Source organism: Mangrovicoccus algicola (assembly GCF_014903745.1).
In the GTDB taxonomy this organism is placed as follows: domain Bacteria; phylum Pseudomonadota; class Alphaproteobacteria; order Rhodobacterales; family Rhodobacteraceae; genus Mangrovicoccus; species Mangrovicoccus algicola.
In genome coordinates this window covers 1-23,562 of the sequence record NZ_JACVXA010000068.1, presented here as the reverse complement: position 1 = coordinate 23,562, position 23,562 = coordinate 1, and the positions used below count along the sequence as shown (strand labels likewise).

The 23,562-nt window shown below is 70.0% G+C and carries 24 protein-coding genes; 5 read left to right on the top strand and 19 right to left on the bottom strand.

All coding sequences use genetic code 11. The annotated features are described in order from the left end of the window. On the bottom strand, positions 1–761 hold a 761-nt coding region (locus tag ICN82_RS17680; RefSeq protein WP_226898579.1), incomplete at its 3' end, for a hypothetical protein. Between the two features lie 102 nt (positions 762–863). On the opposite strand from ICN82_RS17680, the gene cysD reads away from it, so the two are divergent. Beyond that, the gene (gene cysD / locus ICN82_RS17675; protein WP_193185473.1) at positions 864–1,766 is read left to right on the top strand and encodes a sulfate adenylyltransferase subunit CysD; all 903 of its coding nucleotides are present in this window, start codon (positions 864–866) and stop codon (positions 1,764–1,766) included. A gap of 55 nt (positions 1,767–1,821) precedes the next feature. Beyond that, entirely contained in the window at positions 1,822–3,729 is a 1,908-nt protein-coding gene (cysN, locus tag ICN82_RS17670) for a sulfate adenylyltransferase subunit CysN (protein ID WP_193185471.1), read from the top strand. Between the two features lie 711 nt (positions 3,730–4,440). On the opposite strand, the gene hydA is transcribed toward cysN, so the two are convergent. Genes hydA through ICN82_RS17645 form a run of 5 tightly spaced genes read right to left on the bottom strand, consistent with a single transcriptional unit; the run spans position 4,441 to position 9,380 of the window. After that, positions 4,441–5,865 carry a dihydropyrimidinase gene (gene hydA, locus ICN82_RS17665; RefSeq protein WP_193185469.1) on the bottom strand — a complete coding sequence of 475 codons (1,425 nt, stop codon included), beginning with the start codon at positions 5,863–5,865 and terminating at the stop codon, positions 4,441–4,443. Then, the gene (locus ICN82_RS17660; RefSeq protein WP_226898578.1) at positions 5,862–7,118 is read right to left on the bottom strand and encodes a cysteine desulfurase-like protein; all 1,257 of its coding nucleotides are present in this window, start codon (positions 7,116–7,118) and stop codon (positions 5,862–5,864) included. Before ICN82_RS17660 ends, hydA begins: the two co-directional genes overlap by 4 nt. A 33-nt stretch (positions 7,119–7,151) precedes the next feature. Then, positions 7,152–7,889: an amino acid ABC transporter ATP-binding protein gene (locus ICN82_RS17655; protein ID WP_193185467.1), complete on the bottom strand. Its 738-nt coding sequence runs from the start codon at positions 7,887–7,889 to the stop codon at positions 7,152–7,154. Further along, complete coding sequence (locus ICN82_RS17650) at positions 7,889–8,560, bottom strand: amino acid ABC transporter permease (protein WP_193185465.1); 672 nt, start codon at positions 8,558–8,560, stop codon at positions 7,889–7,891. The genes ICN82_RS17655 and ICN82_RS17650 overlap by 1 nt, the downstream gene beginning before the upstream one ends. Before the next feature lie 49 nt (positions 8,561–8,609). Beyond that, entirely contained in the window at positions 8,610–9,380 is a 771-nt protein-coding gene (locus tag ICN82_RS17645) for an ABC transporter substrate-binding protein (RefSeq protein ID WP_226898577.1), read from the bottom strand. Positions 9,381–9,561: 181 nt separating this feature from the next. On the opposite strand from ICN82_RS17645, the gene ICN82_RS17640 reads away from it, so the two are divergent. Continuing rightward, positions 9,562–10,266: a FadR/GntR family transcriptional regulator gene (locus ICN82_RS17640; protein ID WP_193185460.1), complete on the top strand. Its 705-nt coding sequence runs from the start codon at positions 9,562–9,564 to the stop codon at positions 10,264–10,266. A gap of 136 nt (positions 10,267–10,402) precedes the next feature. Here ICN82_RS17640 and galE read toward each other — a convergent pair whose 3' ends face one another. The 4 genes from galE to ICN82_RS17620 form a co-directional block, all read right to left on the bottom strand. Next, a complete protein-coding gene (galE, locus tag ICN82_RS17635) occupies positions 10,403–11,374 on the bottom strand; it encodes a UDP-glucose 4-epimerase GalE (protein ID WP_226898581.1) in 972 nt (323 codons plus the stop codon). Between the two features lie 235 nt (positions 11,375–11,609). Further along, positions 11,610–12,845 carry an AGE family epimerase/isomerase gene (locus tag ICN82_RS17630; protein WP_193185453.1) on the bottom strand — a complete coding sequence of 412 codons (1,236 nt, stop codon included), beginning with the start codon at positions 12,843–12,845 and terminating at the stop codon, positions 11,610–11,612. Between the two features lie 130 nt (positions 12,846–12,975). Next, positions 12,976–13,749, bottom strand: a complete 774-nt coding sequence (locus ICN82_RS17625) for a MauE/DoxX family redox-associated membrane protein (RefSeq protein WP_193185450.1) — start codon at positions 13,747–13,749, stop codon at positions 12,976–12,978. 47 nt (positions 13,750–13,796) lie between these two features. Next, entirely contained in the window at positions 13,797–14,771 is a 975-nt protein-coding gene (locus ICN82_RS17620) for a zinc transporter ZntB (RefSeq protein ID WP_193185447.1), read from the bottom strand. Between the two features lie 104 nt (positions 14,772–14,875). Here ICN82_RS17620 and ICN82_RS17615 point away from each other — a divergent pair, with 104 nt between their 5' ends. Further along, complete coding sequence (locus ICN82_RS17615; RefSeq protein WP_193185445.1) at positions 14,876–15,370, top strand: YciE/YciF ferroxidase family protein; 495 nt, start codon at positions 14,876–14,878, stop codon at positions 15,368–15,370. A gap of 66 nt (positions 15,371–15,436) precedes the next feature. Here ICN82_RS17615 and ICN82_RS17610 read toward each other — a convergent pair whose 3' ends face one another. The 9 genes from ICN82_RS17610 to ICN82_RS17570 all read right to left on the bottom strand — a co-directional run bounded on the left by ICN82_RS17610 (position 15,437) and on the right by ICN82_RS17570 (position 22,614). Next, positions 15,437–15,625, bottom strand: a complete 189-nt coding sequence (locus ICN82_RS17610) for a DUF3008 family protein (RefSeq protein WP_193185442.1) — start codon at positions 15,623–15,625, stop codon at positions 15,437–15,439. Between the two features lie 88 nt (positions 15,626–15,713). Next, a complete protein-coding gene (locus ICN82_RS17605) occupies positions 15,714–16,736 on the bottom strand; it encodes an ABC transporter ATP-binding protein (RefSeq protein ID WP_193185439.1) in 1,023 nt (340 codons plus the stop codon). Then, complete coding sequence (locus tag ICN82_RS17600; RefSeq protein WP_226898576.1) at positions 16,733–17,497, bottom strand: glycerophosphodiester phosphodiesterase family protein; 765 nt, start codon at positions 17,495–17,497, stop codon at positions 16,733–16,735. The genes ICN82_RS17605 and ICN82_RS17600 overlap by 4 nt, the downstream gene beginning before the upstream one ends. Beyond that, the gene (locus ICN82_RS17595) at positions 17,494–18,300 is read right to left on the bottom strand and encodes a carbohydrate ABC transporter permease (protein WP_193185437.1); all 807 of its coding nucleotides are present in this window, start codon (positions 18,298–18,300) and stop codon (positions 17,494–17,496) included. Before ICN82_RS17595 ends, ICN82_RS17600 begins: the two co-directional genes overlap by 4 nt. Further along, positions 18,290–19,159, bottom strand: coding sequence for a carbohydrate ABC transporter permease (locus ICN82_RS17590; RefSeq protein WP_193185434.1), 870 nt, complete (start codon positions 19,157–19,159; stop codon positions 18,290–18,292). Before ICN82_RS17590 ends, ICN82_RS17595 begins: the two co-directional genes overlap by 11 nt. 65 nt (positions 19,160–19,224) lie before the next feature. Next, complete coding sequence (locus ICN82_RS17585; RefSeq protein WP_193185431.1) at positions 19,225–20,475, bottom strand: ABC transporter substrate-binding protein; 1,251 nt, start codon at positions 20,473–20,475, stop codon at positions 19,225–19,227. Positions 20,476–20,536: 61 nt separating this feature from the next. Beyond that, positions 20,537–21,418, bottom strand: coding sequence for a MurR/RpiR family transcriptional regulator (locus ICN82_RS17580; RefSeq protein ID WP_193185429.1), 882 nt, complete (start codon positions 21,416–21,418; stop codon positions 20,537–20,539). Between the two features lie 151 nt (positions 21,419–21,569). Beyond that, positions 21,570–22,262, bottom strand: a complete 693-nt coding sequence (locus tag ICN82_RS17575) for an NAD-dependent deacylase (protein ID WP_193185425.1) — start codon at positions 22,260–22,262, stop codon at positions 21,570–21,572. Between the two features lie 58 nt (positions 22,263–22,320). Further along, positions 22,321–22,614, bottom strand: coding sequence for a hypothetical protein (locus ICN82_RS17570; protein ID WP_193185422.1), 294 nt, complete (start codon positions 22,612–22,614; stop codon positions 22,321–22,323). A gap of 298 nt (positions 22,615–22,912) precedes the next feature. Between ICN82_RS17570 and ICN82_RS17565 the strand changes: the two genes are divergently transcribed. Further along, positions 22,913–23,562: NAD(P)H-binding protein (locus ICN82_RS17565; protein ID WP_193185419.1), on the top strand; the 650-nt coding region annotated here is incomplete at its 3' end.

The window sequence follows — 23,562 nt, the reverse complement described above, 5'->3', positions numbered from 1 at the left end:
GCCGCCGTGCCGGGCTCCAGCCGCATCTGCAGGCACGGCCGCTGCGACAGCGTCACCCAGGCCGGATCCCGCCCCTGCGCGCCGCCGGGCCGCGCCGTCGCGGCCAGGCCCTGGTGCAGCGCCTGCGCGGCGGCGGGATCCAGCGCCAGCCGTCCGTCGGCACGGATCGCGATCCCCGCGGCGCCCCGCAGCTGGTCCTCGAGCCCCGGCGCCATGTCGAGGATCTGCCCCGAGGGCGCGAAGATGACCCATCCCGCGCCGAGCGCGCGGCACAGGTCCCGGTCCTGCCGGGCACGGTCGCGCGCGCGCTCCAGCGCGCTCCAGCCCTCCAGCGCCGGCAGCAGATGCGGCGAGAGATGCGACAGCAGCAGCCCGTCCACCGCGCGGAAATCCGTCCCGCCGCGGGCCAGCGCCAGGATCACCTGCCCGCCGCGCCCGCCGACCCGGCGCAGCGCCCGCAGCGGCCGCGCGGCATCATCCGCCGCGCCCCCGGGCAGGTCGGTCGCGGAATAGACCCGGCCCGCGCGCATCCGTTCGGCCACCTCCGCGGGCGGTCCCTGCCAGGGGGCCCCGGCCTGCCACAGCCGCCCCGGCAGGCCCGGCAGATCGACGCGCAGCAATGCGCTCTCGGCCTGGGCGGCATCCGCCAGGCGGGCGAGGAATCCCGGCCAGGACGGCGCATCGGCATCGGCGGCGGCCGCGTCCCCGGACGCCATGGCCGCCTCGTAGAGGGCAGCGGTGATCTGGGTCTCCTGCGACATTCGGGCCCTCCGCATATTTACCCCCCATATGGGGGGTTCCGGGCGGGGAAGGCAAGTTTAGCTTGGGTCCTCAGTAGAGTATCATTCTGACAGAGACGCCCGATGGACAGCAAAACCCTTACCCACCTGCAGCGCCTGGAAGCCGAGAGCATCCACATCCTGCGCGAAGTCGTCGCCGAGGCCGAGAACCCGGTGATGCTTTACAGCGTCGGCAAGGACAGCGCCGTCATGCTGCATCTGGCGAAGAAGGCCTTCTATCCCGCGCCGCCGCCCTTTCCGCTGCTGCATGTCGACACGACCTGGAAATTCCAGGAAATGTACAAGCTGCGCGACAAGGCGGCGAAGGATGCGGGCATGGAACTGCTCGTCTACCAGAACCCCGAGGCGCAGGAACGCGGCATCAACCCCTTCGACCATGGCGGGCTGCATACCGACATGTGGAAGACCGAAGGCCTGAAGCAGGCGCTGGACAAATACGGTTTCGACGCGGCCTTCGGCGGCGCGCGCCGCGACGAGGAGAAGGCCCGCGCGAAGGAACGCGTGTTCTCCTTCCGCTCGGCCAACCACCGCTGGGACCCCAAGAACCAGCGCCCGGAACTGTGGCGTCTCTATAACGCGCGCAAGGCCAAGGGCGAAAGCGTGCGGGTCTTCCCGATCTCCAACTGGACCGAGCTGGACATCTGGCAGTACATCCACCTGGAAGGCATCGAGATCGTGCCGCTGTATTTCTCGGCGCCGCGCCCGACCGTGGTGCGCGACGGGCTGATCCTGATGGTCGATGACGACCGCTTCCCGCTGAATGGCGAAGAGCCGGTGATGCGCTCGGTGCGGTTCCGGACGCTGGGCTGCTATCCGCTGACCGGCGCGGTGGAGAGCGAGGCCAAGACCCTGCCCGAGGTGATCCAGGAAATGCTCCTGACCACCACCTCCGAGCGCCAGGGCCGGGCCATCGACCACGACCAGGCCGCCTCGATGGAGAAGAAGAAGCAGGAAGGCTATTTCTGAGCGCCGCCGCGCCGGATCGCCTTCCCTCCTCCCATTTCAGTCAGGTATCCCTTCCATGAACACCCAAGACCCCATCTACAAGACCGACGCGCTGATCGCCGAGAATATCGAGCAGTACCTGGAGACGCACCAGCACAAGACCATGCTGCGCTTCATCACCTGCGGCTCGGTCGATGACGGCAAATCCACCCTGATCGGGCGGCTGCTCTACGATTCCAAGATGATCTTCGAGGATCAGCTGGCCACGCTGGAGGCCGACAGCAAGCGCTCGGGCACCCAGGGCGAGGAGATCGACTTCGCGCTTCTGGTCGACGGTCTGGCCGCCGAGCGCGAGCAGGGCATCACCATCGACGTCGCCTACCGCTTCTTCACCACCGAGAAGCGCAAGTTCATCGTCGCCGACACGCCCGGCCACGAGCAGTATACCCGCAACATGGTCACCGGCGCCTCGACCGCCGACCTGGCCGTGATCCTGATCGACGCGCGCAAGGGCATCCTGACCCAGACCCGCCGCCACAGCTACCTGGTCAAGCTGCTGGGCATCCGCCACGTCGTGCTGGCCGTCAACAAGATGGACCTGGTGGGCTATGACCAGGCGGTCTTCGACAAGATCGTCGCCGATTACACCGCCTTCGCAGCCGAGATCGGCATCGAGGAATTCACCCCGATCCCGATCTCGGGCTTCAAGGGCGACAACATCACCGGCCCCAGCGAGAACACCCCCTGGTATGACGGCGTGTCGCTGCTGCCGCATCTGGAGACCGTGGAAGTCGAGGACAGCCGCGAACAGGCCGGTCCGTTCCGCATGCAGGTGCAGTGGGTGAACCGCCCCAACCTGGATTTCCGCGGCTTCGCCGGTCTCGTGGCCTCGGGCCAGGTGCGCCCGGGCGACGAGGTGCGCGTCCTGCCCTCGGGCAAGACCTCGACCGTGGCGCGGATCGTGGCGCTGGAGGGCGACCGCGACCTGGCGGTGGCGGGCGAATCCATCACGCTGACCCTGACCGACGAGATCGACTGTTCGCGCGGGCAGGTGATCTCGGCCGCGCAGGCGCCGCTGGAAGTGGCCGACCAGTTCGAGAGCACGATCGTCTGGATGGACGAGCAGGAGCTGCTGCCGGGCCGGGCCTACTGGCTGAAGATCGGCACGCAGACCGTGTCGGCCACCGTCGCCGAGCCGAAATACGAGGTCAATGTCAACACCCAGGAACACCTGGCCTCCAAGACGCTGGACCTCAACGCCATCGGCGTCGCCAACATCACGCTGGACCGCGAGATCCCCTTCGCGCCCTATGCCGAGAACCGCGACCTGGGCGGCTTCATCCTGATCGACAAGATCACCAACCACACGGTTGCGGCCGGGATGATCAACTTCGCGCTGCGCCGCGCCCAGAACATCCACTGGCAGGCCACCGATATCGGGCGCGACCACCACGCCCACATGAAGCACCAGAAGCCCGCCGTCGTCTGGCTGACCGGCCTGTCGGGATCGGGCAAGTCGACCATCGCCAATATCGTCGAGAAGAAGCTGGCGCGGATGAACCGCCACACCTTCCTTCTGGACGGCGACAACGTGCGCCACGGGCTGAACAAGGACCTGGGCTTCACCGAGGCCGACCGGGTGGAGAACATCCGCCGCGTCGGCGAGGTCGCCAAGCTGATGACCGATGCGGGCCTGATCGTGATCACCGCCTTCATCTCGCCCTTCCGCTCGGAACGCGACATGGTGCGCGGCATGATGCATCCCGGCGAGTTCCTGGAGATCTTCGTCGACACGCCGCTGGATGTCGCCGAGAGCCGCGACGTGAAGGGGCTCTATGCCAAGGCGCGTTCGGGCCAGCTGAAGAACTTCACCGGCATCGACAGCCCCTACGAGCATCCCGAGGCGCCCGAGCTGCGCATCGACACGACCGAGATGACCCCCGAGGAGGCGGCCGACCTGATCATCGCGCGGCTGATCCCCTGATCGCCCGCCCTGCCGTCCTGCCGGGCCCGCCCCGGCCGGACGAAGGGACCTGACATCAGCGCCCCCGCCGGCCCGTTCCGGCGGGGGCGTTTCCGTTTCCCCGGCCCCGTCCGGCCCGGGCATGGCGGGCGGGCGGCTGCACCGGAAACGGGGACAGATCCGGGGCGGCCGGTGCCGCACCGATGGCGATGGCGCCACGGTTGCGGGCCATGCGCACGCCGCGCTGATCCGGCAAGACGCATGGCGGCCGCTCCCGACCCGCCGCCCCATCCGGGGCCATGCGGGAAATGGACGCCTCCGGCGACCGTCATTCTGCGGAGACCGGCCCGGGCCTGTCGCGCCGGACGATCGCCGCATGCGAGGGAAACCCCCTGGCCGTGCAGCCCCCCGAATCCTCGGGGCCCGGGCAGAGGCCGGCCTCTGCGCCCGGCATGGACCGGAGGTCCGCGCCCCGGGTCCTGCCGGGAAAGGGGTCCGGATACCGGAGAGACAGCCGATCCCCGGAGCACCGGGGCGGACGGATCGCCGCTTCAGGCCTGCGCGCCGGGGGCTGCCGCGGGGGCCGCGGACCAGGCTGGGACGCACATGGCCCGGGCGGAGGCAGGGTCTCCCCTGCGCCCCCCGGGCCATGCCGCCTCCCGGCCTGGTCAGGCGGGAGGCGCGGAAACCGTCACGCCCTGCGGCCGGATCCCCGGGCGCGGCGGCACCGGATCACAGGCGGCGCGGCGATTTCCCGCGCGCCAGATAGGTTCCCTCCGGCCGTTCCGCGACCCCGCCGGCCTCGCTGAAGACCGTCTGCCCGCGCAGGATGGTGCGCACCGGCCAGCCGGTGATTTCCATCCCCTCATAGGGCGTGTAATCCGCGCCGTGATGCAGATGCTCCTGGCGCAGCGTGCAGCGGCGCTGCGGATCCCAGAGCGTGATGTCCGCATCCGCCCCGATCACCAGCGCCCCCTTCTGCGGATACATGCCGTAGAGCCGGGCGGGATTGGTGGCGGTCAGCGCGACGAAGCGCTCCAGCGTGATGCGCCCCTTGGACACGCCCTCGGAGAACAGGATCGGCAGCCGCGTCTCCACGCCCGGAATGCCGTTGGGCACCCATTTGAAGGCGGTGCGCGCCCGGGGATTGTCCTTTCCCCTGCCGCCCGCCTCCTCGAAGAAGAACGGGCAGTGGTCGGAGGAGAACAGGTCGAAGGTGCCGTCGCGCAGCCCCTGCCAGATTGCCTCCTGGCTGTCATGGTCGCGCGGCGGCGGCGAACAGACGTATTTCGCCCCCTCGAAATCCATGTTCAGCCCCTTCAGGTCGTCGCGGGTCAGGGCGATGTATTGCGGGCAGGTCTCGGCGAACACGTTCAGCCCGCGCCGCTTGGCCCACTGGATCTGCTCCATCGGGTCGCGCCCCGAGACATGGACGATCACGACCGGCACATCGACCAGCTCGGCATGGCTGATGGCGCGGTGCGTCGCCTCGCGCTCGGCGATGCGCGAATGCGCCTCGGCGTGGAAATAGGGGGCGGTCTGCCCGGCCTCCTCCAGCTTGCGGGTCATGTGCTTGATCGCGTCATGCCCCTCGGCATGGACCATCACCAGCGCCCCCTCGCGGCGCGCCACGTCGAACACTTCCAGAAGCTGGGCGTCGTTCAGCACCATGTCGTCATAGGTCATGAAGACCTTGAAGGAGGTATAGCCCTCGCGCACCAGGGCCGGGAGTTCCTGTCCCAGGACCTGCGGCGTGGGATCGGTGATGATCATGTGAAAGGACAGGTCGCACCAGCACTGGCCCTCGGCCAGCGCATGATAGGCCGCGACCGCCTCGCGCAGCGACTGGCCGCGCCGCTGCAGCGCGAAGGGCAGCACCGTGGTATTGCCCCCCGCCACGGCCGAGCGCGTGCCCGAACCGAACCCGTCGGCCATCACCGTGCCGTCGCCCTGCTCCTGCGCCAGGTGGACATGCGCGTCGATCCCCCCGGGCAGCAGCAGCAGCCCGGTCGCGTCGATTTCCTCGGCACCGCCCGCGACATGCTCGGCGATCTGCGTGATCCGCCCGCCGCTGACGGCAAGATCGGCACGGAACCGGTCCGCGGCGGTGACGATCGTGCCGCCGCGGATCACCAGGTCGGGCTGCGCCGCGGTCATGCCGCGGCCTCTGCCCCGATGATGCCCGGCAGCGCGGCAAGCATCCGCTCCAGTTCGGCCAGGGTGTTGTAATGCACCATGGAGACCCGCACGACGCCCTCGTCGTGATCCTCGCCCAGCAGCTCCGCCAGCCGCCGCGAGTGGAAATCGCCGAAGCGGATGGCCACCCTGTGGTCGTCCATCGCCCGTGCCACCGCCCCCGAGGCCATGCCCGCCACGCGGAAGGCGATGGTCGGCACCCGCAGGTTCGCGGGGTTCTCCGCCGGGCCGATCACCCGGCAGTCGCCGCGCGCGCGCAGCCAGTCCAGCAGCCGGTCGGTCAGCACCTGTTCCTGGCGCGCGATGGCCTCGAACCCGGCCTCCAGCAGCGCGCGGCCCTCCGCCTGCGATCCGTCCCGGCGTCCGAGCTCCTGGATATAGGCGACCACGGCGGTTGCCGAATAGGCCAGTTCGTAATTGGGATTGCCCGGCTCCAGCTTTCCGGGGACCTTATCCTTGCCGTAGAAATAGTGGTACAGCCCGTCCAGTTCGGCCAGCAGCGCGTGCTTGCCGTACATGATCGCGGTATGCGGCCCGTAGCACTTGTAGAGGCTGAAGATGTAGTAATCGACATCCCAGCCGGTCACGTCGATCGCCCGGTGCGGCGCATAGGCGACCCCGTCCACGCAGATCTTCGCGCCGCGCGCATGGACGAATTCCGCGATCTCCCGCACCGGGTTGATCTGTCCGAGGATGTTGGAGACGTGATGCACGCAGACCAGCTTGGTGCGCGGGCCCATCAGCGGCTCCAGATCCTCCAGCCGCAGCTGCATCGTGTCGGTATCGAAGGGCCAGACCCTGATCACCACGCCGAATTCGCGCAGCCGTTCCCAGGGACCGATATTGGATTCGTGATCGGCATGGGTGACGATGATCTCGTCGCCGGGTTCGAACTGGCTGCGCATGGCCGCCGCCAGGGTCTGCACCAGCGCGGTGGTCGAGGCGCCGAAGACGATCTCCTCGGGGCGCGCGGCATTGACGAGGGTCTGCGCGGCGCGGCGCCCCTGCATCAGGGCCTCGGCCGCCAGCTGCGAGATCTCGTAGCTGCCGCCGATCTGCACGTCGCGATGGGTCAGGAACTCGACGATCCGCTCCATCGCGCCGCGCAGCGTCTGGGAGCCGCCGGCATTGTCGAAGAAGGCCCAGTCCTTTTCCAGCGCGGGAAACTGGCCGCGCACGAAGCCCATGTCCAGCTGATCTTTGTAGTCCGGCATCGCCTGCCCCTGTCTCTTGTCGCTATGTCTTGTTCAGTGATCCAGCACGGCGTGCAGGAAATTGCGGGTGCGGGCCTCGCGCGGGGCGGAGAAGAACGCCTCCGGCGGCGCGCTCTCGATCACCTCGCCGCCATCCATGAAGATCACGCGGTCGGCGACCTGGCGGGCGAACCCCATCTCGTGGGTCACCACCACCATCGTCACGCCGGTCTGTGCGAGGTCGCGCATCACGTCGAGCACCTCGCCGACCATCTCGGGATCGAGCGCGGAGGTCGGTTCGTCGAAAAGCAGCACCTGCGGCTCCATCGCCAGCGCCCGGGCGATGGCGACGCGCTGCTGCTGGCCGCCCGACAGGGCGCTGGGATATTTCCCGGCATGGGCCGCGAGCCCCACCCGCTCCAGCAGGCGGTCCGCCTGGGCCGCGGCCTCGGCGCGGCCGGTGCGGCGCACCCGGCGCGGGGCCAGCATGATGTTCTCCCGCACGGTGAGATGCGGAAACAGGTTGAAGCTCTGGAAGACCATGCCGACCTCGGCGCGCACCCGCGCCAGGTTGGAGCCGGGCAGGACAGGCACGCCGTCGACGCGGATGGCGCTGTCGGCGGAGAAGTCCTCCAGCCGGTTGATGCAGCGGATCAGGGTCGATTTCCCCGATCCCGAGGGCCCCACCACGCAGACGACCTCGCCACGGGCGATCTCCAGGTCGATCCCGCGCAGCGCGTGGAACTCGCCGTAATGCTTGTGCAGGTTTCGGATGCTGATATAGCCCGGCATCATGCCTTCCCCCGGTTGAGCCGCCGTTCCAGCCGCGACACCAGCAGCACCAGCGGCAGAAGGAAGGCCAGGTAGATCACGGCCGCCCCGATCAGCGGGCTGGGATTGGCCGCCAGCGCCTGCGCCTGGGTGGCCTGTTTCAGAAGGTCCGGCATCGCCACGACCGAGGCCAGCGCGGTATCCTTGACGACGTTGATCGAATTGTTGGTCAGCGGCGGAATGACCATGCGGATGGATTGCGGCAGGATCACGTCGGTCATGGTCTGCCGATGGCCCAGACCCAGCGCCGCCGCGGCCTCGAACTGGCCGCGCGGGATCGCCTCGATCCCCGAGCGGAAGATCTCGGCCGTGTAGGCGCCCGAGACCATGGTCAGCGCGGCCATGGCCGAGACGAAGGGCGACAGCCGCAGCCCCACGAAGGGCAGCGCGTAATAGACGATGATCAGCAGCACCAGCAGCGGGATCGAGCGGAAGACATCGATATAGACGCGGGTGAGGATCTGCACCGGGCGCGCCGCATAGAGGCGCATCATGCACAGCCCGAGGCCCAGGACCAGCCCCGCCAGGATGCTTGCCGCGCCCAGCTGCAGCGTCAGCCACAGCCCCTTGAGCAGCATCGGAAAGCTGCGGGCCAGCACCTCGAGATTGAAGAAGGTTTCGAACAAGTCCATGGGGATCCCCTGCTGGGGCCCGGACGCCGGGGCGCCCGGGCCGCGCGCGTCACTCGGCGGCGGGCATGTCGAGCACGGTCACCGTCGAAGTGCCGGCCTCGGGAGCGGCGCCGAACCATTTCTCGTGCAGCCCGGCCAGCGTGCCATCCTCCTTCAGCGCGCCGAGGATGCCGTTGACCTCCGAGGCCAGCTCCGCGTCCTTGGCGAACATGAAGGAGTATTTCTCGCCGGTGGCGATGCGGGCCACCACCTCCAGGTTGGGCTTGTCCTTGACGTAGTACTGCAGCGCCGGAATGTCGGAGATATAGCCGTCGATCCGCCCCGCGGTCAGATCCAGCATCGCCGGCTGGAGACCCTCGTAGCGGCGGATGTCGGCGAAGCCGTATTCCTCCGCATGCTCGGTCGCCCACATGTCGCCGGTGGAGCCGGTATCGACGCCGACCACCTTGTCCTTCATCTCCTCCACCGAGGCAGGCCCCCCGGCAGCCACGGTCAGCGACTGATCGCTGTCATAGTACGGCTGGGCAAAGCTGACCGATTGCAGGCGCTCGTCGGTGATGGTGATGGAGGACATCGCCATGTCGATGCGCCCCGACTGCACCGCCGAGAACAGCCCGTTGAAGGGAATGTTCACGATCTCCACCTCGCGGCCGAGCTGCGCGGCGACGGCATTGGCCAGATCGACCTCGAAACCGACGAAATCGCCGCTCTCGTCCTGGAATTCCCAGGGCACGTTGCCGATATTCGCGCCGACTTCCAGCGCCTCCTGCGCCTGTGCGGCCGCACCGAAGCCCGCCGCCACGATCCAGGCCGGAATCATCACTTTCCTGAGCATAACGTCTTCCCTGTTCTTCTGTCGCGCGAGGCGCGTTGCAATTTACTGGTCTGACCAGTCATACCGGTAAGATCACGCTGGCCACCGTTTTGCAAGTGTGCAATCACTCCTTCCGGTGGGGCATGCGCCCGGACCGGCGCGACCTGCCTAATTCGAGGACGGAATGATGACAGAGGATTTCGGAAAGCTGCCGGTGACCGAGGTTGTCACGCGCCGTATCCAGGAAATGATTCGCAGCGGCGAGTTCCCCCCCGATTCCCGGCTGCCCTCCCAGCGGGTCCTGTCGGAACGGCTGGGCGTGTCGCGCGCCTCGCTGCGCGAGGCCCTGCTGACGCTAGAGACCCTGGGGCTGATCCGCACCCTGCCCGCGCGCGGCACCTTCGTCAGCGGCGAACGCACCCAGGCCCCCAAGGCCGGGGAGAACTGGCGCCATGACGCGCGCCATACGATCGCCGAGGTGTTCCAGACCCGGCTGGCCATCGAGGGCGAGATGTGCCGCTTGGCCGCCGCGCAGATGACGCCTCCGCAGCTCGAGGCGCTGGCCACAGCGGCGCAGCTGTTCGAAACCGCCTGGCGCAACGGCGACCTGCTGGCCCATGTCGAGGCCGATCTCGATTTCCATTCCCTGATCGCCGATTCCTGCGGCAACGGCATGCTGCGCATGTTCTACCGCTCGATCCACGACGTGCTGACCGAAAGCCAGCGCGTGCCCATTCCCAATACGGAAGTGTCGCGCATGGAGGCCTCCATCGCCGAGCATCACGCCATTCTCGCCGCGCTGCGCAGCGGCGACGGCAGCGCGGCGGCCCGCGCGATGCGCACCCATATCGGCAATACCGCCCAGATCGCGGGTGTGGTGGTCCCGGTGTGACCCCGCCCTCGCCCGCCGCGCGCAGGGTTTCCGCGCCGGACAGGCATGACGTCCCGGCCCCCCGGGGCGGGTCGGACGGATCCCTGCGGGACGCAGCTTCTCGCGGGACCGGTCCGGCGACCGGCACCTGCGGCTGCTAGCGGCGGTAGCCCGGTCCCTCGTGCCAGGCCCGGGCGGTGGCGATCATATCCTCCAGCGCGGCATGGCGGGGCGTCCAGCCCAGGGCTTCGGCGGCGCGCGCCGATCCCGAGACCAGCGCCGCGCAGTCGCCCGGACGCCGCGGCCCCTCTTCCACCGGCACGCTGCGGCCGGTGGCGGCCTCCACGGCGGCGATGACCTCGCGCACGGAATGGCCATGCCCCGAGCCGAGGTTGAACAGCTCCGGGCCCCCGCCCCTCTGCAGGTGATCCAGCGCCAGCAGATGCGCAGCGACCACGTCGCAGACATGCACGTAATCGCGCAGGCAGGTCCCGTCGGGCGTGGGATAATCCGTGCCGTTGATGCGCAGCCCCGCCCCCTGCCCCGCCGCGGCCGCCAGCGCGCGCGGCACCAGATGCGTCTCGGGGCGGTGGCATTCGCCGATCTCCGCCGAGGGATCGGCCCCGGCGACGTTGAAATAGCGGAAGATCACGTGGCGCAGCCCCGATGCGGCGGCGGTGTCGCGGATCAGGTCCTCGGCCGCGCGCTTGGAGGCGCCATAGGCATTGAGCGGCCCCAGCGGGCAGGTCTCGTCCAGGACCCGGCCGTCATGCGCCTCGTAGACCGCGCAGGTCGAGGAGAAGACCAGCTGCCCGGTCCCGGCCGCCGCCATTGCCTCCAGCAGGCGCAGCGTGCCGACGACATTGGTGTCCCAGTAGCGCGCCGGATCGCGCCCCGCCTCGGCAATGTCCGACAGGGCCGCGAAATGCAGCACCGCCCGCGGCCGGTGCCGGGCCAGCACCTCTGCCAGCCGCGCGCCGTCGCGCAGGTCGCCCTCCTCGGCGGGGCCGTATTTGACCGCCTCGCGCCATCCGGTCGAGTAATTGTCGAAACTCACCGGCACATGACCCAGCGCCGCCAGCGCCTTGCAGGCATGCGAGCCGATATAGCCCGCCCCGCCCGTCACCATCACCGTTGCGCCCAAGGAACCGCGACCCCGCTTTCCGTCCATCACCTGCCCGCGCGCCGCGGCGCCGTGGGTCCGGCGCTTCTACGCCGGCGCGGCGCCGCTGTCATCGCGCCCTTTCAGCGCGGCCGCAGCGGGCGGAACCTCGCGCAGGCAGGCGCCTGTTCGGCCCTGTCGCGGCCCGGGACCGGGATCACGGGACGGGCCGCCGCGCATCCCCCCGGGCCGGGCGCGGCCGTCAGCCTGCACGGGCTGGCGGGGTGCTGCGCGACAGGCCCGGCACCGGCGGGAACAGCACCGCCTGCAGCGAATGGTAGATATCGGGCTTGCCGGTGAACTGGCGCGCGGCCGGACGGCCGGCCTCGTCCAGTTCGGGATACCAGCCGCCGCGCTCGTGATCCACCAGATGCGCCGCGGCGAACTCCCAGAACCGGCGATAAAGCGCCTCGTCCGCCTCCGCCTCCGCGCCGCCAAGCTTGATCAGCGCCGCCATCACCCCGATCCCCTCGGTCACCGGCCACCAGTAGCGATCCGCGACATCCACCCCGCCGCCGAAATCCAGCGTGTAGGCGAAGCCGCCATCGGGGCGCCAGGCATCCTCCACCGCCTGCGCCACCAGCCGCCGCGCCCGGGCGGGGGCCGCATCGCCGGGACGGCCCGTCAGGTCCCAGTGCTGCAGCAGCAGCCGCGCCAGTTCCAGCGAATGGCCCGGGGTGGTGCCCCGGGGGCGGAACATCGGGTTGCCCGCATAGCCGGGATCGACCTGCCAGTCGGCAGTGTAATGCTCCGGCAGGCGCCAGCCATGCCGGGGCGCGATCCGGGCGGTGAAGACCTTGAGGATCCGCCCGGCCCGCTCGAGGAAGACGGTCTCGCCGGTGGCCTCGTAGGCGGCCAGATGCGCCTCGGCGGCGTGCATGTTGGCGTTCATCCCGCGATAGTCCGAGAAGGGCTGCCAGTCGCGGGTGAACTCGTCGCGGAACAGCCCCGCCTCAGCGTCCCAGAACCGCGTCTCCAGCACCTCGGCGACATCCGCCAGCAGCGCATCGGCCTGCGGATGCCCGGCCAGCCCGGCGCTGGCGGCGGCGAGCAGCACGAACATGTGGCCATAGGCCAGCTTCGTCCCGTCGCCCCCCGCCCCGGCCGAGGCAAGATAGCCGCCATGGCGCGCATCGCGGTGATGGTCGCGCAAAAAGGCCATGCCCGCATCGATCACCGCCTCGCCCCCGGCGATCCCGTGGCACCGCGCCAGCGCGAAGGAATGCACCATCCGCGTGGTGGTGTGCAGCTCCTGCGGGCCGCGCGGCAGCGGCGTGCCGTCGAGATCCAGCAGGTCGAACCCGCCATCCGCGCGCAGGCTGCGGGCGAAGAACCCCGCCTGCCGCGCGGCATCCTCCCGCAGGAAGGCAAGATGCACCGGGTCCTGCAGCCATGAACCTGCGGCATCGGCGGAAGCCAGGGGAAGCGGGTCTGTCATCGTCGGGTCCTTTCGCGGCAGCCGGGAGAGCCTGCCATCCGGTACCGGTGCGCCGCCTCCCCCCGGCCGGGGCAGTACTATCCGGATCGGGCGCGGACCCCAGTGCCGCGATGCCGCAGGCCCGCCCGGATCAGCCGGTGCCGATCACGCCCCAGGCGCGCAGCGGCATCCAGATGCCCATCGCCACCATCACCAGGTTCTCGCTGAGCGAGACGAAGCCCAGCGGCACGTCCGAACCGCCTCCGACGCAGGCGCATTTCAGCGCCCGCCGGTCGATATAGACCGCCTTGAAGACGCTGACCGCCCCCACGGCCCCGATGAACAGCGCCACCGGCGCGGAGATCCAGACCAGCGCCCCGGCGGTCATCAGCACGCCCGCCGCCGCCTCGGCATAGGGATAGATGCGCCCATAGGGCACCCATCGCCGCGCCAGGAGGTCGTAATTGAGGAACATGGTCGAGAAGGACTCGACATCCTGCAGTTTCTGCACCGCCAGCAGCACCATCGACAGCGACAGCGCCCATTCCGCCGCCCGCAGCGTCAGGAGCGTGCCGTATTGATGCCAGCTCAGCGCCAGCGCCGTCAGCGCGGCGATGCAGAAGATCACGATCACCGGCCGATAGGTCGTGCCGCTGCGCGCCTGCTCGGGCTTGTCGATGCCCAGATGGACGCGCAGATCGTCATATCCGCCGATGCGCCTGCCATCGATGAAGGTCTGCGGCGTGGTCTTCACCCCGTGCTCGGCCTTGAAGGCCTCGGTCTCGTCGCGGCTGGCAAGGTGATGGTCCTCCACCCGGTAGCCCCGCCGTTCCAGCAGGTCCTTCGATTTCAGGCCGAAGGGGCAGAGGTGATCGGGCATCACCATCCGGTAGAGGATGGCGGTCGGTGCATTGGCGTCCGGCATGGGTCTCTCCTTTCGGGTCTCTGCGCGTCTCGGTCGGCAGGGCGGGGTCAGAACAGCCGCATCCGGCGCATGACCAGCAGCACGGCCAGCCCGATCGCCACCAGCGCGCCGGAGAAGATCCAGAACCCCGCCGATGATCCGGCCCCCGGCATCCCGCCCAGGTTTATGCCCATCAGCCCGGTGAGAAAGCCCAGCGGCAGGAACACCGCCGAGATCACCGAGAGGATGTACAGGTTGCGGTTCGTGCGCTCGTCGCGCGCCGCCTCCAGCTCGTCGCGGATCGTCTGGAACTGGTCGCGCATCGCCTCCAGCCCCTCCAGCATCCGCGCGCCCTGGTCCAGCTGTTCGGCGATCAGCTTGGCATCAATATCCTCGATCCAGGCCATCTGCGCGCGCAGGATCGCCTGGATCGCCTCGCGCTGGGGCGCCAGGAAGCGGCGCAGCCCGATCAGCTCCAGCCGCATGTCCGACAGGCGCGCGCTCAGCGCCGGATGCGGATCGGCCACGGTCTCGGCCTCCAGGGCCTCTGCCCGCTCCTCCAGGTCGGCCACCTGCGCCTCCTGCCGCTCGGTCAGCTCCTCCACCAGCTCCGCCAGGAAATCGCCGCTGCGCGCGGGGCCCTGCCCCGCCGCGACCCGCGCCGCCACCGCCGCGACGGACCGCAGCGGACGGCGCGACAGAGAGACGATGCCGTTGCCGTCGATCCACAGCCGGACCGAGACCATGTCCTCGGGGTCGCTGCCCTCGTTGAAGTTGATGCCCCGCAGGTTGACCAGCAGCCCGGCGCCGAGGGCCACCGCCCGCGGGCGGGTCTGCTCCTCGGTCAGCGCCTCGCGCACCGGCGCGTCGAGATGGTGCAGATGCGCGTCGATCCAGCCCGCGCTGCGGCTGTCGGCGGCGGAAAGATGGACCCAGGCCGGGGCGGGGTCGCGCAGCGCCGCGGCGATCTCGGCATCGGCGGTCATCGCGCGGCCCCGCTGCGGCCCTGTCAGGTGATAGGCAAATTCGATGAACTCTTCCACGCGCCGCGCCGCCCCTTTCCGCTCCCGCATCCGTTACCGGAACAATGGCCGCGACGGGCCCGTTGTTCCGCCATGATGACCCGAGGCAAGAAGGGAGACCCGACATGGCCCTCAATTCGCTGAAAGACGTGTATCTTGACCAGCTCCAGGACCTCCACAGCGCGAATGACCAGGCCGCCGAGGCCACCGTCGCGCTGGCCCGCGCGGCCACGGATCCGGAGTTGATCCGCGCGCTGGAGGACGGCGTGAACGGCATCGCCGAAGGGCTGGAGCGCACCGCCGAGCTCTGCGGCGGGCACGGGGTCGAACCCACCGGCGAGCATTGCCGCGGCATGGAGGGGCTCTCGGCCGAGGCGATCGCCCATGGCGTCGATGCCGCCTTCGGCGATCCGGCCGCGCGCGACGCGATGATCATCGCCCAGTACCAGCGCATGGTCCATTACGCGGTTGCGGGCTATGGGTGCCTCGTGGCCTATGCCAACCGGCTGGGGCTGCACGGCGATGCCGCCGCGCTCTCCGCCTGCCTGGACCATACGCTCTCGGGCGATGCCCGCATGACCCGGATCGCGCAGACCCGCGTGAATGCCGCCGCGGCCTGAGCCCGCGCCGTCCCGGCCCGGCCCCCGAGCCGGGCCCTCCCCCTCCGCGGCGCCTGCGGGCGGGGTTCAGTCGTCCGGCGCCCGCTCCGGCTTGCCCTTGCGCGGGGTGGAGGCCATGTCCTCCAGTTCCGCCTCGGACATGCTGTCATGCATCTCGCGCGCGGCCCCCTGAAGGTCGCCGACCTTCGTCTCGCCGCGTTTCGCCGAGAGCGCCGCCCCCGCCGCCTTCTGCTGTGCCTTGGATGTCGCTTTCATCGCTGCCTCCGTCGCGGGGCGCCGATGCCCCGCGATACGGCAACAGCGCAGGGGCGGAAAAGTTCACCTTCCCCGCCCCGGCCGGATCTCAGCCCAGCCGCGCCCCCGTGGCGGCGTCGAACAGATGCGCCTGGGCCGGGTCGTAGCACAGCCGCACGGTGTCCCGGCCGGTCATCGCGCCATCGCGCCGCGCGCTGACCACCAGCCGCCCCGGCGCCGTCTCGCAATGCAGCACCACCTCCGCGCCGGTCATCTCCGACAGCACCACGCGTCCCTCGATCCCCGGCGCGGCGCTTTCCGGCGGCTCCAGCCGGAAGGCCTCGGGGCGCAGCCCGACGGTGACATCCGCCGGGCCGGGCCATCCGGGCAGCGCCGCGGCGGGCAGGAAATTCATCTGCGGCTGGCCCAGGAACCCCGCGACGAAGCGGTTGGCGGGCCGGTCGAAGATCTCGGCCGGGGCCGCGAATTGCTGCAGATGCCCGTCCTTCATCACCGCCACCCGGTCGGCCAGCGACAGCGCCTCGGTCTGGTCATGGGTGACATAGACCATCGTGGCGCCGAGCTGCCGGTGCAGCGCCTTGATCTCGCTGCGCATCTCGACCCGCAGCGCATTGTCCAGATTGGAGAGCGGCTCGTCCATCAGGAACACCCCCGCCGCCCGCGCCATCGCCCGGCCCATCGCCACGCGCTGGCGCTGCCCGCCCGAAAGCGCGCCGGGCTTGCGCGACAGGTAGGGCGTCAGCCGCAGCGCCTCGGCCACCTCGCGCGCCCGCGCCTGCCGCACGCGCCGCTTCACGCCGCGCAGCTCCAGACCGAAGCAGATATTCTCCTCCACGCTCATATGCGGATAGAGCGCGTAATTCTGGAAGATCATGGCGATGTCGCGATCCTGCGGCGGGATGTCGTTCACCTGTCGGCCGCCGATGGCGATCTGGCCCGACTCTGCCCGTTCCAGCCCCGCCATCAGCCGCAGCAGGGTGGATTTCCCGCAGCCCGACGGCCCGACGATCACCGCGAATTCGCCGGGGCGGATATCCATCGACACGCCATGCAGAACCTGCGGCCCGCCGGCATAGCTCTTGCGGATGTCGCGCAGCGTGATGCCGGTCATGCGCCCCGCTCCTGCAGGAAGGCCTCGCGCCGGGCGATCGCCAGAAGCGGCCGGTCGGTGGTGAAGACCTTGACCCCCAGCGCCAGCGCCCGGTCGATCCGCGCGGTGTCATGGGCGGCGTAGCAGCCGAATTCCAGCCCCGCCGCACGCGCCCGCGCCTGCAGCCCGGCATCGGCGCAGTCGATCATCACCCCGATCTCGGGAATGCCATGGGCCAGCGCGGTCTCGATCACCGCCGCCTCGCCCAGCTGGCGCAAGACCGGCGGACTGACCAGCCACAGCCGCGGCCGGTCGCTCAGCCGCGCCAGCTCGTCCTGGGTCTCGATCTGGAAGGAAGAGAAGACCGTGCGCGCCAGCATCCCCTCGCGCGCCAGCGCCTCCAGCACCCGGGGGACGAAACCCGGATAGGGCCGCCCGTCGGCGCCGGGCTTGAATTCGCAGCGAAATCCGACGGGACTGTCGCGGAAGATGGCGCACAGCTCCTGCAGGGTCGGCGGCGGCGCCCCCGCCCCGTGATCCAGCCGCGCGCCGCGGATCTCGGCCAGGCTCATCCCGGCGATCGCGCCGCTGCGGTCCGTGCTCCGGTCCAGGGTCGCGTCGTGATGGACGATGATGGCGCCGTCGGCGCTGGGATGCAGGTCGAATTCGACCTCCTCCAGCGCCAGCGCGGCGGTGGCGCGGAAGGCCGCGGGCGTGCTGTCGCCGAAATCCAGCGTGCCGCCGCGATGCGAGGCGATGCGTGTCATGTGAAGCTCCGTCATTTCACGGCTCCCATCGTGATGCCGCGCACCAGATGGCGTTCGACAAGAAGGAAACCCAGCAGGATGGGCAGGATGGTGATGGTGGAGGCCGCCATGACGAGCGGCCAGTTGACCAGGTCCTCGCCGGGATTCTCCTTGTAGAGCTGCGCCAGCCCGATCTGCAGCGTGTAGAGGTCGCGGTCGTTGAGCGCGACCAGCGGCCAGATGTAGTTGTTCCATTCGCCGATGAAGATATACAGCCCCATCGACAGGATCGCCGGGCGCGAGATCGGCACGATCACCCGCCACAGCACCTGGCGCGGCCGCGCCCCGTCCATATAGGCCGCCTCGTCCAGCGCGCGGGGAATGCCGCGGATGTACTGGCGCAGGAAGAAGGCGGCGAAGCCGTTGGCCAGCGCCGGCAGGATCAGCCCGGCATAGCTGTCCAGGAGCCCGGCGCGCGCCAGCGTCAGGTAATTGGGGATCAGCGTGATATGGCTGGGGATCATCAGCGTCGCGACCACCGCCGCGAACATCAGGTTGCCGCCGGGAAAGTCGAACCGCGCGAAGGCGAAGGCCGCCGTCACCGCCATGGCCAGCCCGCCCAGCGTCACGACGCCCGAGACCAGGATGCTGTTCAGCAGGTAGCGCAGGAAATCGTACTGCCCGAAGGCCTGGGCATAGTTCTTCAGCGTGAAGGAGAAGCCCCCGGCATAATAGGCCTCCACGCTCTGGAAGGACAGGACCACGGTATAGAGGACCGGCGACAGGAAGATCAGCCCGGCCGCCAGCGCCGCCCAGCTCCACAGGGTGTCACGCCTCATAATGCACCCTCCGTCCCAGGACGCGCGACTTGATCAGCGCCAGCGCCGTCAGCAGCACGAAAAGCAGCACGGCGATGGCCGATCCGGTGCCGATGTCGAACAGGGTGAAGCCCACGCGATAGAGCAGGTTGACCAGCATGTCCGTCGCCCCGGCCGGGCCGCCGCGGGTCATGACATCGACCACGGTGAAGACCTGGAAGGCCTCGATCACCGAGATCATCAGCAGGAAATAGGTGGTGGGCATCACCAGCGGCACGGTCACCCGGCGGAAGACATGGCCGCGGCGCCCGCCATCGACGGCGGCGGCATCGTACAGGTCCTGCGGGATCGCCTGCAGCCCGGCGATGTAGATGACGATGTCATAGCCCAGCTGCTTCCAGGTATTGACGATGATGATCACCCACAGCGCCAGCCCCGGATCCTGCAGCCAGTGCAGCCGCGGCAGCCCCAGCGCCGCCAGCGCGGCATTGATCATCCCGTAATCGGTGGCGAAGAGCCAGGAGAAGACCACCGCGATGGCGACGGTGGAGGTGACCGAGGGCAAGAACAGCGCCCCGCGCAGCAGCCGCTGGGGCAGCGCCTCGCGCACCAGGTAGCTGGCGATCCCCAGCGCCAGGCACAGGCGCAGCGGCACCGAGATCGCCGCGAAGAGCGCCGTCACCCGCACCGAGTTCCAGAATTCCTGCGAGGACATCACCAGGCGGTAATTCTCCAGCCCCACCCAGGGGCGGTCGGGGGACAGGAAATCCCATTCGCGGAAGGACAGGTCCAGGCTGGTCAGGATCGGGACATAGGTGAAGACGCCGACGAACAGGATCAGCGGCGCGACAAGAAGATAGGGCGTGGCTCTGGAATGCATGGCAGGCAGGCTCCGATGGAGACGGGGCCGCCGCGGCGGCCCCGTACCCCGGTTGCGGTCCGGGCTCAGTTGGTGCGCGCGGCCTCGGCGCGGGTGCGCGCGGCGAAATCCTCCAGCGCCGGGGCGACTTCGCGCTGACCCAGCGCCATGGCCTGCCACACGTCGTATTCGCTGGCGCGCATCCAGGTCACGACCGGCGGGCGCGGACGGCCGCGGGCCACGTCCAGCTGGCCGATGGCGACGGTGATGCCGGGCTCCTGCTCCAGCGCGGCCGCGGCGACCGGCTGGGCGGCGGTGTTGCGGTTGATCGGCATGTAGCCGGTGCCCGCGAACCATTTCGCGTTCGATTCCGCCCCGGCCGCGTAGCTGATGAAGCGCCATGCCGCCTGCTGCACCTCGGCCTCCGCGCTGGAGAGGATGCCGATGCCCGCGCCGCCGATCGGCACCGAGCAGGCCCGGTTGCACGGCATCGGCAGCACCGCCAGGTCCTCGCCGAGCGCGGTCTTGGCGCTGCGGAAATTGCCGGTGGAGTTCATCATCATCCCGACCTTGCCCGCCAGGAAGGCGTCGCGGCCGTTATCCTCCTCGGTCACCCCGTCCACCGAGGCGACGCCATGTCCGGAGACCAGCGAGGCCATCCATTCATAGGCCTCCACCGTTTCCGGCGCGTCGATCAGGATATCGCCCGAGACGCTGTCGATCAGGTCGCTGTCATTGGCCATGATCAGCCCCCAGCGCGCGAATTGCCCCGGCGCCGCGATGCCGGAAATGCCGTCATCGCCCAGGCTCTGCTGGACCGTCTGCGCCGCCGCCAGGATGGCGTCGAAATCGCCCAGATCGGGGATCTCCTCCATGCCCGCCTCGGCGAAGACCGCCTTGTTGACATAGAGGACCGGCGTCGAGGAGTTGAAGGGCACGATCCAGGTCTTGCCCTGGTAGACCCCGACCTCGCGGGCGAAACCGAAGAGGTCGTCCCTCAGCGGGTCGGCCTCCAGGTAGCCGTCCAGTTCGGCCAGCACGCCGCGATCGGCGAAGAGCCCGTAGCGCGTCACCTCCAGGATGACCGCGTCGGGGGCGCGCCGGGCCGGGATGGCGGCCTGCAGCTTGGCGACGATGTCGTTGTAATTGCCGATATAGCTGGCCTCGATGTCGATGCCGGGATTGGCGGCCTCGAACTCGGCGATGATGCCGTCGAGAACCTCGCCCGAGGCCCCCTTGAAGCTGTGCCAGAATTCGACCGTGGTCGCGGCCTGGGCGGAGACGGCCGCGCAGGCCAGCAGGCCCGTCAGGGCCGTCGTCTTGAAGATGTGTCGCATGTCGGGTTCCGAAGGTTGGAATGGCTGTGTCAGGGCGGTTCTTGTTGTTATGGCGGGGCGGTCACTGCCACGGGTCGGGCAGCGTCGCGCGGAACTTGCGGTGGTCCTCCAGCGCCTGCAGCGACCGGCCGCCATCGATCCCGGCAAGATCCAGGATCACAGCATTGGCGACGGTCATCGGCACGGTCAGGGACTGGGTCTCGCCCGCGCGGCCGCGCGATGCGGCGATCAGCCGGTCGGGGGCGGGACGCAGCGGCGGCGCCCCGGCATCGGTCAGCGCCAGCACCGTGGCGCCCCTCTCGCGCGCCAGCGCCCCCAGCGACAGAACCGCCTGGTGCGGCGCGCGGAAGGACAGCAGCCAGATGACATCGCCCGGGCCGAGCCCCGACAGCGCCAGCGCCATCTGCGGCAGCCGCGCGGCCAGGTCGGTCGCCTCGTAGCCCGACCGCCCCAGCCGCAGCGCGATCAGCGCCGACAGGCTGGCGGCATGGCCCAGCCCGAGGACGAAGATCCGCCGCGCGTCGCGCAGCACCTCGGAGAAGCCGCGGATATCGTCATCGCCGAGCGTGGCGCGCAGCGCCTCCAGCGCCGCGGTCTCGCCGTCGATCACCGAGCCCAGCAGCCCGCCCTCCTCGGCCTGGACCAGCCGCGCGGCCATGCGCGCGGAGGCGGTGCCGAAATCCTGCCCGCCCTGCGCCAAGTTGCTGCGCAGGAAATTGCGGAAGGCCGGATAGCCGTCGAAGCCCAGCCGCCGCGCCAGCCGCAGCGCCGAGGCCGGGTGCACGCCCGCGCGGTCCGAGATCTCCCGGCCATTCTCCAGCGCCGCGCGCACCGGGTCGCCCAGCAGCACGTCCAGCAGGCGGGTATCGGCCTCGGTCAGCCGCGCGGCATTGCGGCTGACCAAGTCGTCCAGGGAAAAGGGGCTGTCATTCTGTCCTGTCATGGCAACGACAATTGCACCTGCAATTTGAATTGCAGGTCGCAGTCCGGTGACAGTTTTGCGAAATCCGCATCGCGGCGGGTCGATATCCCCGCCCGCCCCGCAGGTCAGGCCCTGCCGGTCGGATCGCGTCGGCCCGATCGCGCGGCGCGGCTCAGCCGGCCAGGATCTCCGCCACCCAGGCCGGGACCAGTTCCGTCGCCGGGCCCAGGCGGGTCTCCTCGAAATCGCGGCTGACCTCCGAGGGCTCCAGGTTCAGCTCCAGCGTCTCGGCCCCGGCGCGGGCGGCATCCTGCACCAAGGCCGCCGCCGGAAAGACCTGCCCCGACGTGCCGATGGAGACGAACAGCTCCGCCGCGCGCAGCGCCTCCCAGATCGCCTCCATGTGATAGGGATATTCCCCGAACCACACCACGTCGGGGCGCGTGGCCGCGGCCGCGCAGTCCGGGCAGGCATCGGCGGGGCGCATCTGCGCCGGTGCCGGCCAGACCGCCCCGCAAGCCGCGCAGCGCGCCCGCGCCAATTCGCCATGCATGTGCCAGACCGCGCGGCTGCCGGCGCGTTCATGCAGGTCGTCGACATTCTGGGTGATGATGCGGATCTCGCCCGGCCGCGCCGCCTCCAGCCGCGCCAGCGCCCGGTGCGCGGCATTGGGCGCCGCCGCCACCATGTTGGCGCGGCGGGCATTGTAGAACGCCATCACCAGGGCGGGATCGCGGGCGAAGCCCTCGGGCGTGGCGACATCCTCCAGCGCGTAACGGGTCCACAGCCCGTCCTTGTCGCGGAACGTGCCCAGCCCGCTTTCCGCCGACAGGCCCGCCCCCGTCAGGATCACGATCCGTGCCATGCCGCCTCCGTTCCTGCCAGTTGCCGTTTGCCGATGGACGGCTGCCGCGCCGCCCGGTTCAGCACTCGTCGCGCGGCAGCATCATCACCGAGGTCAGCCGCCCGCGGCCGCGGCCCAGCCGGGCGCAGCGCCCGCTGCGCGGTTCCGACCAGTAGCTGCCCGAGCCGCGCCCGCGCACGCGTTCGTATCCCAGCGCCTCCACCTGGTCGATCGCCGTGCCGAAGGGCAGCCCCAGAAGCGGCGAGAGGTTCGCCGCCGTCACCGAGGGCACCGCCACCGGCGCGCGCGGCCCGCCGCATCCCGCGACAAGGCACAGCAGCACGGCAGCGGGAAGAATCTTCGGCCAGGGCATGGGACGGGTCCTTTCGGTCTCGGGTGCCGCGATTGCCCCTTTTGTGACAGATGACAGGCCGGGCCGCACGCGGAAAACCGGCGCCGTCCTCCGCCCGGCCCCGACCGGGCGGCCCCGCTCCCGCAAATGTGAGCGCCCCGCCGACCAAGCGGAGGTTCCCTCCGCTTGCGACCCGCGCTAGCTTCGCATAGGACCCTCACCTCCGGTCACGACCGCGTGTCGCCGCCTCCGTGCCGCGACGGAACCGCGGCCCCCCCGCGTAGAGCCCGGCGACCGCCCCAGGGAAAGGAAGCACCCGATGAACAGGATCCTGATACTCGGCGCCAACGGCCAGATCGCGCGGCACGTGATCCGGTCGCTGCGCGAGGACGGCGAAAGCCGCATGACGCTGTTCCTGCGCGACGCCACCCGCGCGATGGCCACGGCCGGGGACGGCACCCGCGTCTTCGAGGGCGACGTGCTGGATCCGCTGATGCTGGAGGCGGCGATGGACGGGCAGGACATGGTCTATGCCAATCTCTCCGGCGCGCTCGACACCCATGCGGCGGCGATCACCGCGGCCATGGCGCGCACCGGGCTGCGGCGGCTGGTCTTCGTCTCGGCGATGGGCGTGCATGGCGAAGTGCCGGGGATGCGGCTGGGCGCCGGTTTCGCGCCGCATCGCGCCGCCGCGCGGATCATCGAGGCGGCGGGGGTGGATCACACGCTGCTGCGCCCCGCCTGGCTATCGGACGAGGACGAGGTCGCCTATGGCCTCTCCGCGCGCGACGAGGCTTTCGCCAATCCGCAGGAGCCGGTCTCGCGCCGTTCCGTCGCTGACCTGGTGAGCCGCATCTGCCGCAATCCCGACAAGGCGGTCGGCGCCTCGCTGGGCGTTCACCGCCGGGCCGAGCCCGGCCATCCCGGCTGCGACGCGGCGGGGTCCGCCCCCCGCGGCGCGCAGGCCCC

Coding starts and splice junctions, on each gene's coding strand:
- galE (WP_226898581.1), bottom strand. CDS start 11,374: ATGGTGACGGGCGGGGCGGGCTATATCGGCTCGCATGCCTGCAAGGCG.
- cysD (WP_193185473.1), top strand. CDS start 864: ATGGACAGCAAAACCCTTACCCACCTGCAGCGCCTGGAAGCCGAGAGC.
- ICN82_RS17650 (WP_193185465.1), bottom strand. CDS start 8,560: ATGGACTTGTTCGAAACCTTCTTCAATCTCGAGGTGCTGGCCCGCAGC.
- ICN82_RS17595 (WP_193185437.1), bottom strand. CDS start 18,300: ATGAGGCGTGACACCCTGTGGAGCTGGGCGGCGCTGGCGGCCGGGCTG.
- ICN82_RS17630 (WP_193185453.1), bottom strand. CDS start 12,845: ATGACAGACCCGCTTCCCCTGGCTTCCGCCGATGCCGCAGGTTCATGG.
- ICN82_RS17655 (WP_193185467.1), bottom strand. CDS start 7,889: ATGCCGGGCTATATCAGCATCCGAAACCTGCACAAGCATTACGGCGAG.
- ICN82_RS17605 (WP_193185439.1), bottom strand. CDS start 16,736: ATGACCGGCATCACGCTGCGCGACATCCGCAAGAGCTATGCCGGCGGG.
- ICN82_RS17575 (WP_193185425.1), bottom strand. CDS start 22,262: ATGGCACGGATCGTGATCCTGACGGGGGCGGGCCTGTCGGCGGAAAGC.
- ICN82_RS17580 (WP_193185429.1), bottom strand. CDS start 21,418: ATGACAGGACAGAATGACAGCCCCTTTTCCCTGGACGACTTGGTCAGC.
- ICN82_RS17625 (WP_193185450.1), bottom strand. CDS start 13,749: ATGCCGGACGCCAATGCACCGACCGCCATCCTCTACCGGATGGTGATG.
- ICN82_RS17615 (WP_193185445.1), top strand. CDS start 14,876: ATGGCCCTCAATTCGCTGAAAGACGTGTATCTTGACCAGCTCCAGGAC.
- hydA (WP_193185469.1), bottom strand. CDS start 5,865: ATGACCGCGGCGCAGCCCGACCTGGTGATCCGCGGCGGCACGATCGTC.
- ICN82_RS17610 (WP_193185442.1), bottom strand. CDS start 15,625: ATGAAAGCGACATCCAAGGCACAGCAGAAGGCGGCGGGGGCGGCGCTC.
- ICN82_RS17640 (WP_193185460.1), top strand. CDS start 9,562: ATGACAGAGGATTTCGGAAAGCTGCCGGTGACCGAGGTTGTCACGCGC.
- ICN82_RS17660 (WP_226898578.1), bottom strand. CDS start 7,118: ATGCCGGACTACAAAGATCAGCTGGACATGGGCTTCGTGCGCGGCCAG.
- ICN82_RS17590 (WP_193185434.1), bottom strand. CDS start 19,159: ATGCATTCCAGAGCCACGCCCTATCTTCTTGTCGCGCCGCTGATCCTG.
- cysN (WP_193185471.1), top strand. CDS start 1,822: ATGAACACCCAAGACCCCATCTACAAGACCGACGCGCTGATCGCCGAG.
- ICN82_RS17570 (WP_193185422.1), bottom strand. CDS start 22,614: ATGCCCTGGCCGAAGATTCTTCCCGCTGCCGTGCTGCTGTGCCTTGTC.
- ICN82_RS17645 (WP_226898577.1), bottom strand. CDS start 9,380: ATGATTCCGGCCTGGATCGTGGCGGCGGGCTTCGGTGCGGCCGCACAG.
- ICN82_RS17585 (WP_193185431.1), bottom strand. CDS start 20,475: ATGCGACACATCTTCAAGACGACGGCCCTGACGGGCCTGCTGGCCTGC.
- ICN82_RS17600 (WP_226898576.1), bottom strand. CDS start 17,497: ATGACGGAGCTTCACATGACACGCATCGCCTCGCATCGCGGCGGCACG.